The following is a 6536-nucleotide window of genomic DNA, read 5'->3' as shown; positions in this document are numbered from 1 at the left end:
TTCGATCTGGCCCCGGTCCGCCATCTTGCAGAGCGCCGCGGCATCCAATGTGGTGCGCATCCTTGGATTGACCGTCTCGACGGCGGCGAGGATCGCGACCCTGGGTTGTTCGATCCCGATCACATGGGCAAGGTCGATCGCGTTGCGCGCGATGTCGGCCTTGTCCTCAAGCGTCGGCTCGATGTTAATCGCGGCGTCGGTGATGATGAGCGGGCGCGGATAGCCGGGCACATCCATCACATAGGCGTGGCTGATCCTGCGTTCGGTCCGAAGGCCCATGTCGGACGATACGACCGCGCCCATGAGCTCGTCGGTATGAAGCGAACCCTTCATCAGCAGCGCGGCTTCGCCGGCCCGTACGCGCGCGACGGCTTCGGCGGCGGCGGCGTGGCTGTGCGGGACCCCGATCACCCGGAAGGCGGCAATATCGACACCGGCGTCCTTCGCCGCATTCGTCATACGCGCCGCAGGTCCGATGAGAATTGGAACGACGATGCCGGCGTCGGCGGCCTCAGCCACCGCGCGCATGGCGTCGGCGCTGCACGGATGGACCACGGCCGTGACGCACGCGGATCCGTCCTTGGCGCGCTCCATCAACTGGCGGAAGCGGTCGTGGCTGGCGATCCGCACGTCGGGAAGCGGCATGCGGGGCCGGCTGACTTTCTCGGTGGGCGCCTTGACCTCGGCCTGGCCGCTGATGACGGTCTCGCCCTTTTGGTTCACGCAGGCGCAGTCGAGAACGATGACATGATGCTCGGCGCGCTTCTGCGCGACGGTGACGCAGGCCGTGATGGTGTCGCCGACGCCCACCGGGCGGGTGAAGCGAAGCGATTGGCCGAGATAGATCGCACCGGGCCCTGGCAGCTCGGTTCCCAGGATCGCCGAGATGAGCCCCGCGCCCCACATGCCATGAGCGATGACCCTGTGGAACATGTCCGTTTCGGCATAGACAGGGTCGAGATGCGCCGGATTCACGTCGCCTGACACCGCCGCGAAGAGCTGGATGTCGTCGGCGGTCAGCGTGCGGGTGAGGCTGGCCGTGTCGCCGACGGCGATCTCGTCGAACGTGCGGTTCTCGATGAGGTTGGCGGTGGCCATGGCTCAGCGCTCCAGCACGTAGCGCCCGGGGGCATCACCGAGCGGCGGATAGTTCCGTTCGGGCGCGCCCATCGACGGTGGGGCGGCCGCCTTGCCCGAGTGCGATCCAAGCCATGAACTCCATTCCGGCCACCACGACCCTTCGCGCAGCTCGGCCCGCTCCAGCCAGGTATCGGGACCTGGCGCCGGGCCATCCTGCATCCGTGTCGCGACGCGAAAGTGGCGATGAGGATGCCCGGGCTCGGAGACGATCCCGGCATTGTGGCCACCGCTCGTCAGCACGAAGCGGATCTCCGCGCCCGTCAGCATGTGGAGCTTGTGGGTCGAGCGCCACGGCGCGACGTGGTCGGTTTCCGTGCCCACCATGAAGATCGGCATGCGCAGCCCCGAGAGCGAGACCGGGTGGCCGCCGGCCTCGTAGCGCCCTTCGGCCAAGTCATTGTCGAGGAACAAGCGCCGCAGATATTGCGCGTGCATGGCATAGGGCATGCGGGTGCCGTCGGCATTCCATGCAATGAGGTCGGTCATCGGCTCGCGCTCGCCCATGAGATAAGTCGAGAGGATGCGCGACCAGACCAGATCGTTGGATCGCAGCATCTGGAAGGCGCCGCCCATCTGACTGCTGTCGAGAAAGCCGCGCGCCCACATCATCGCATCGATCAGGTTGATTTCCGCCTCGTCGATGAACAGGCCAAGTTCGCCCGGCTCGCTAAACTCGGTCTGGGCGGCGAACAGCGTGACGCTCGCCAGACGCTTATCTTCATCGCGCGCCATCGCGGCCGCGGTGATGGCGAGCAGCGTGCCGCCGATACAATAGCCGGCCGCGTGGATCTTCTCGGTGCCGGTAATCGCCTGGATGACATCCACGGCGGCCATCGGCCCAAGCAGGCGATAATCCTCCATGTCGAGATCGCGGTCGGCGCTGTCGGGATTGTGCCAGGAGATGCAGAACACGGTGTAGCCCTGCCCTACCAGCCAGCGGATGAGCGAATTTTCCGGGGAGAGGTCGAGGATGTAATATTTCATGATCCATGCCGGCACGATCAGTATCGGCTCCGGACGCACCGTCTCGGTTGCGGGCGCATATTGGATCAGTTCCATGACCCTGTTGCGAAACACGACCTTGCCAGCCGTGGCTGCGACCTTCTCGCCGACCCGATAGGCCTCCGTGCCCGCTGCGGGCTCCCCGCGTACCAGGCGTTCCAGGTCGTCGCAAAAAAATCGCGCACCCTCGACAAGGCATTGTCCTCCGGTTTCGAGGATGCGCTGCTGGAGCACGGGGTTGGTCGGGATGAAATTGGTCGGGGACACCATGTCGAGCATCTGGCGGGTCGCGAACTCGACGATCGCTTCGTGGTGCCCGGTGACGCCGCTCACGCCGGTCGTCGCGGCATGCCACCATTGCTGCTGGAGCAGGAAGGCCTGCTCGATCAGGTCGAACGGATGGCGCTTCCAGGCTGCGTCGGCGAAGCGCCGATCCTGGGGCAGCGGATCGATCGCCGGCTCGGGATCGCTGCCGGATGCGCTGCGCATGGCATAGTCGGCGAGCCGCATCAGCTTGCGCCCGCCCTTGGCGGCGAGCTGCAGCTGCCTGCCTGGCGAGCAGAGAATGTGCGTCCACCAGTCGGAAAAAGACTGCGCCAAAGTGGCGGGCGACTGGCCTGAAGTCAGCTGCGCGATGGCGGCGAAGCTCGACCGATCCAGCGTCGTGGCCAGACCGTCCAACGGGTCAGGGATATTGCTTCGACTCTGCACATTTTCGCTCCTGCTGCGGTGCAACAAGCCCTGAAGCGCAGGAAGCCTCTGCGCACTCCGTAGTCCTACGGAGGGATTGCCTCGCATATGCCAGCCCCAGAAGTCAGAGCTCAGCACGACATTGCTGTATGAAAAGCGGCCAAATACGATCAGGAGGCTCAGTGCGGTCGCACGGGCGAGCCAGCTATCCCGCCGAACCAGTCCCGCAATACCGGCGAAAGGGTCTGCGGGTTGCCGCCGATATGGCGAAGATCCTCCGCCAGCAGTGGCGGGCGGACTGCGAGGAAATATATCGCGAGGCCCGTCGTGAGAATGCCAAGTGCGATCAGCACCCCGGCCGCCAGAGCGGGTCTGGTCCGAGAGGCGGCCGGCGCTAACATTTTCTGTCGAGACTCAGTTCGGCGATGATGGGACAATCTGGCCGCTCGTCGCCATGACAGCGCTCGGCGAGATCGACGAGGGTCTCGCGCAGTGTCGTCAGCGCTTCGGCCTTGCGCTGCAATTCCTCCGCCCGCGCCAACGCGACCCGCTTTACATCGGCGCTGCTGCGGCCCGTGTCGGCCCACAGGCCGAGCAGGGTCCGGATCTCCTCGATCGGAAAACCGAGATCGCGGGCATTGGCGATGAACCGCAGGCGATGGAGGTCACTCTCGCCATAGTCGCGATAACCCGCTCCCCGGCGCGGCGGCGCCGGGATGAGGCCGATCTTCTCATAATGGCGGATCATCCGCTCCGAGACCCCGCTTTGCTTCGACGCCTCCCCGATGTTCACAGCGCTTTCCGGTTGAGGCGCAGCGCGTTGGTGACCACGCTGACCGAGGAGAGCGCCATGGCGGCGGCCGCGATGATCGGCGAGAGCAGGATGCCGAACAGCGGATAGAGCGCGCCCGCCGCCACCGGCACCCCGGCGACATTGTAGATGAAGGCGAAGACCAGGTTCTGGCGGATGTTGGACATGGTCGCCTGGCTCAGCCGCCGTGCCCGCACGATGCCCATGAGATCGCCCTTGAGCAGCGTCACGCCCGCGCTCTCGATCGCGACGTCGGTGCCCGAGCCCATGGCAATACCGACATCGGCGGCAGCCAGTGCGGGGGCGTCGTTGACCCCGTCGCCGGCCATCGCCACCACGCGCCCCTCGCTTTTCAACCGCGCGACGACGGCACTCTTCTGGTCGGGCAGTACCTCGGCTTCGACATCGTCAATGCCGAGCCGCCTTGCCACCGCCTCTGCTGTGGTGCGGTTGTCGCCGGTCAACATCACCACGCGAATGCCTTCGGCCTTGAGTGCGGCCAGGGCCTCCGGCGTCGTCTGCTTCACGGGATCGGCGATTGCAAAGGCGCCGCCGACGGTGCCGTCGACGCCGATGAAGATCGCGGTGGCGCCATCCCGGCGCAGGGCGTCGGCCTGCTCCGCCAGCGCGTCGGTTGCTATGCCCTCTTCCGAGAGGAACCGCGCATTACCGAGCACGATCCGGCGGCCGTCGACGGTGCCGAGCGCGCCGCGTCCGGTGGGGGAATCGAAGTCGGTGACGTCGCTCGTGGGGATGCCGCGATCCTTGGCGGCCTCGACGATCGCCAGCGCGAGCGGATGCTCGGAGGCCCGCTCGACCGAGGCGGCAAGCCGCAGCAGTTCGGCTTCGTCGAAGCCGGGCGCCGGCACGATCTGGGTGACGGCAGGCCGGCCTTCGGTCAGCGTGCCGGTCTTGTCGACGACGAGCGTGTCGACTTTTTCCATATGCTCGAGCGCTTCGGCATTCTTGATGAGGACGCCGAGCCCGGCGCCGCGGCCAACCCCGACCATGATCGACATCGGCGTGGCGAGACCCAGTGCGCAGGGACAGGCGATGATCAGCACGGCGACCGCCGCAACCAGCCCGTAGGCGAAGCGCGGCTCGGGGCCCCAGATGCCCCAGGCGATGAACGCGACCACCGCGACCGCGATGACCACGGGCACGAACCAGCCCGACACCTGATCGGCCATGCGCTGGATCGGCGCGCGCGAGCGCTGCGCCTCGGCGACCATCTGGACGATGCGCGCCAGCATGGTGTCCCGGCCAACCTTGTCGGCGACGATAACGAGCGCGCCGGTCTGGTTGAGCGTGCCGCCGATCACCGTGTCGGCCTTGGCCTTGGTGACGGGCATGGACTCACCGGTGACCATCGACTCGTCGAGCGAGGAACGGCCGTCCTCGACCACGCCATCGACCGGCACCTTCTCGCCGGGACGCACACGCAGGCGGTCGCCGACCGCAACGAGATCGAGGCTGATTTCCTCTTCACTGCCATCGGAACCGATCCGGCGCGCGGTCTTTGGCGCAAGGTTAAGCAGCGCCTTGATCGCGCCCGAGGTCCGCTCGCGCGCGCGCAGTTCGAGCATCTGGCCGAGCAGCACGAGGACAGTGATCACCGCGGCCGCCTCGAAATAGACGGCAACCATGCCGTCCTCTCCGCGGAAGGCGGGCGGGAACAGCTGGGGCGCGAGCGTCGCGACGACGCTGTAGATCCAGGCGACCCCGGTCCCCATCGCGATCAGGGTGAACATGTTGAGGTTGCGGGTCTTGAGCGAGGCCCAGCCACGCTCGAAGAAGGGCCAGCCCGCCCAGAGCACGACGGGTGTCGCCAGCACGAACTGGATCCATACCGAGATCGACATCGGCACGAGGCGATGGATCGCGGGAAAGAGATGCGCGCCCATCTCGAGGATCAGCACCGGGAGGGCCAGCATCAGGCCGACCCGGAAGCGCCGTGTGAAATCGACCAGCTCATGGCTGGGGCCGCTGTCGGCAGTCACGGTCGCGGGCTCGAGCGCCATGCCGCAGATCGGACAGGATCCGGGATGGTCCTGCCGGATCTCTGGATGCATCGGGCAGGTCCAGATCGTGCCTTCGGGCGCCGCGACCGGCGGCGCTGGCGGGCCGAGATAGCGCTCGGGATCGGCGATGAATTTGGTCCGGCAGCCCGCGCTACAGAAATGATAGCGTTCACCGCCATGCTCGGCTTGATGCGCCGTGGTCGCCGGGTCGACGGTCATGCCGCAGACCCGGTCCTTGACGCCGGTCGCCGCTTTCGCGGCGCTGTGGCCGCCGCAGCAACCGCCGCCATGCGCCGCTCCATGTGTCTCGTTCATCGCCTTGCTCCTTTCGACGCCTGACGATCTAGGGTCTGACACCGTGTCAGGGTCAATACGTAATCGCCTAAGCGGACAAATCGGCGGGCCCGTTCGCCTGGCCGCCATCAGCCAAGGTCATTGGCAACCGTAAGGCCGTGGTCCTGCGCCGGTCGATGCGCCGTAAACAAGTCGATCGCGCCGGTGATGGTCAAAAGCCGAAACGTCTCGGCCACATGCCTGAAGCCGGCCGCCGCGATCAGGCCGGGGAGCACGCCGTCGGCATTGGGCCGGGTATCATCGATGCCATCGAGCCGCTGCACGGTCAGGCGGAAGGCAAGCCGCATGAAACCCTGCTGGCGGCCATAATCGGCGATCACCAGGCGCCCACCCGGGCGCAGCATGGCGAACATGGCGCGCAGGATGGCGCGCAGGGTTGCCGCCTTCTCCCTGACCGGCATCTGATGCAGCACGAGACTCGACACGACAGCGTCGGCGGTACCCGGGGCCACGTCCCTGGCAAATCCCTGACGCCAGTCGATATCGGCCCGCCGCACAGCGGCCTTGTGCCGCGCGAT

5 protein-coding genes are annotated in these 6536 nt (G+C 66.6%); all 5 read right to left on the bottom strand.

Annotation, left to right across the window (positions count from 1 at the left end; translation table 11 throughout):
• A partial coding sequence (locus BGN95_RS13295) for a bifunctional enoyl-CoA hydratase/phosphate acetyltransferase (RefSeq protein WP_286772881.1) occupies positions 1–1098 on the bottom strand: 1098 nt, incomplete at its 3' end.
• Positions 1099–1101: 3 nt separating this feature from the next.
• Positions 1102–2823 (bottom strand): PHA/PHB synthase family protein, encoded by a 1722-nt coding sequence (locus tag BGN95_RS13290; RefSeq protein WP_007406387.1) that lies wholly within the window; start codon positions 2821–2823, stop codon positions 1102–1104.
• Between the two features lie 403 nt (positions 2824–3226).
• Positions 3227–3625, bottom strand: a complete 399-nt coding sequence (cueR, locus tag BGN95_RS13285) for a Cu(I)-responsive transcriptional regulator (RefSeq protein ID WP_007406402.1) — start codon at positions 3623–3625, stop codon at positions 3227–3229.
• The gene (locus tag BGN95_RS13280; protein WP_286772880.1) at positions 3622–5979 is read right to left on the bottom strand and encodes a heavy metal translocating P-type ATPase; all 2358 of its coding nucleotides are present in this window, start codon (positions 5977–5979) and stop codon (positions 3622–3624) included. Before BGN95_RS13280 ends, cueR begins: the two co-directional genes overlap by 4 nt.
• Positions 5980–6086: 107 nt before the next feature.
• On the bottom strand, positions 6087–6536 hold a 450-nt coding region (locus BGN95_RS13275; protein WP_286772879.1), incomplete at its 5' end, for a class I SAM-dependent methyltransferase.

It is taken from the genome of Sphingomonas sp. 66-10 (assembly GCF_001897045.1).
Taxonomy (GTDB): domain Bacteria; phylum Pseudomonadota; class Alphaproteobacteria; order Sphingomonadales; family Sphingomonadaceae; genus Sphingomonas; species Sphingomonas lycopersici.
Note: the sequence above shows the minus strand (reverse complement) of the source record. Positions and strands in the feature narration are given on the sequence as shown.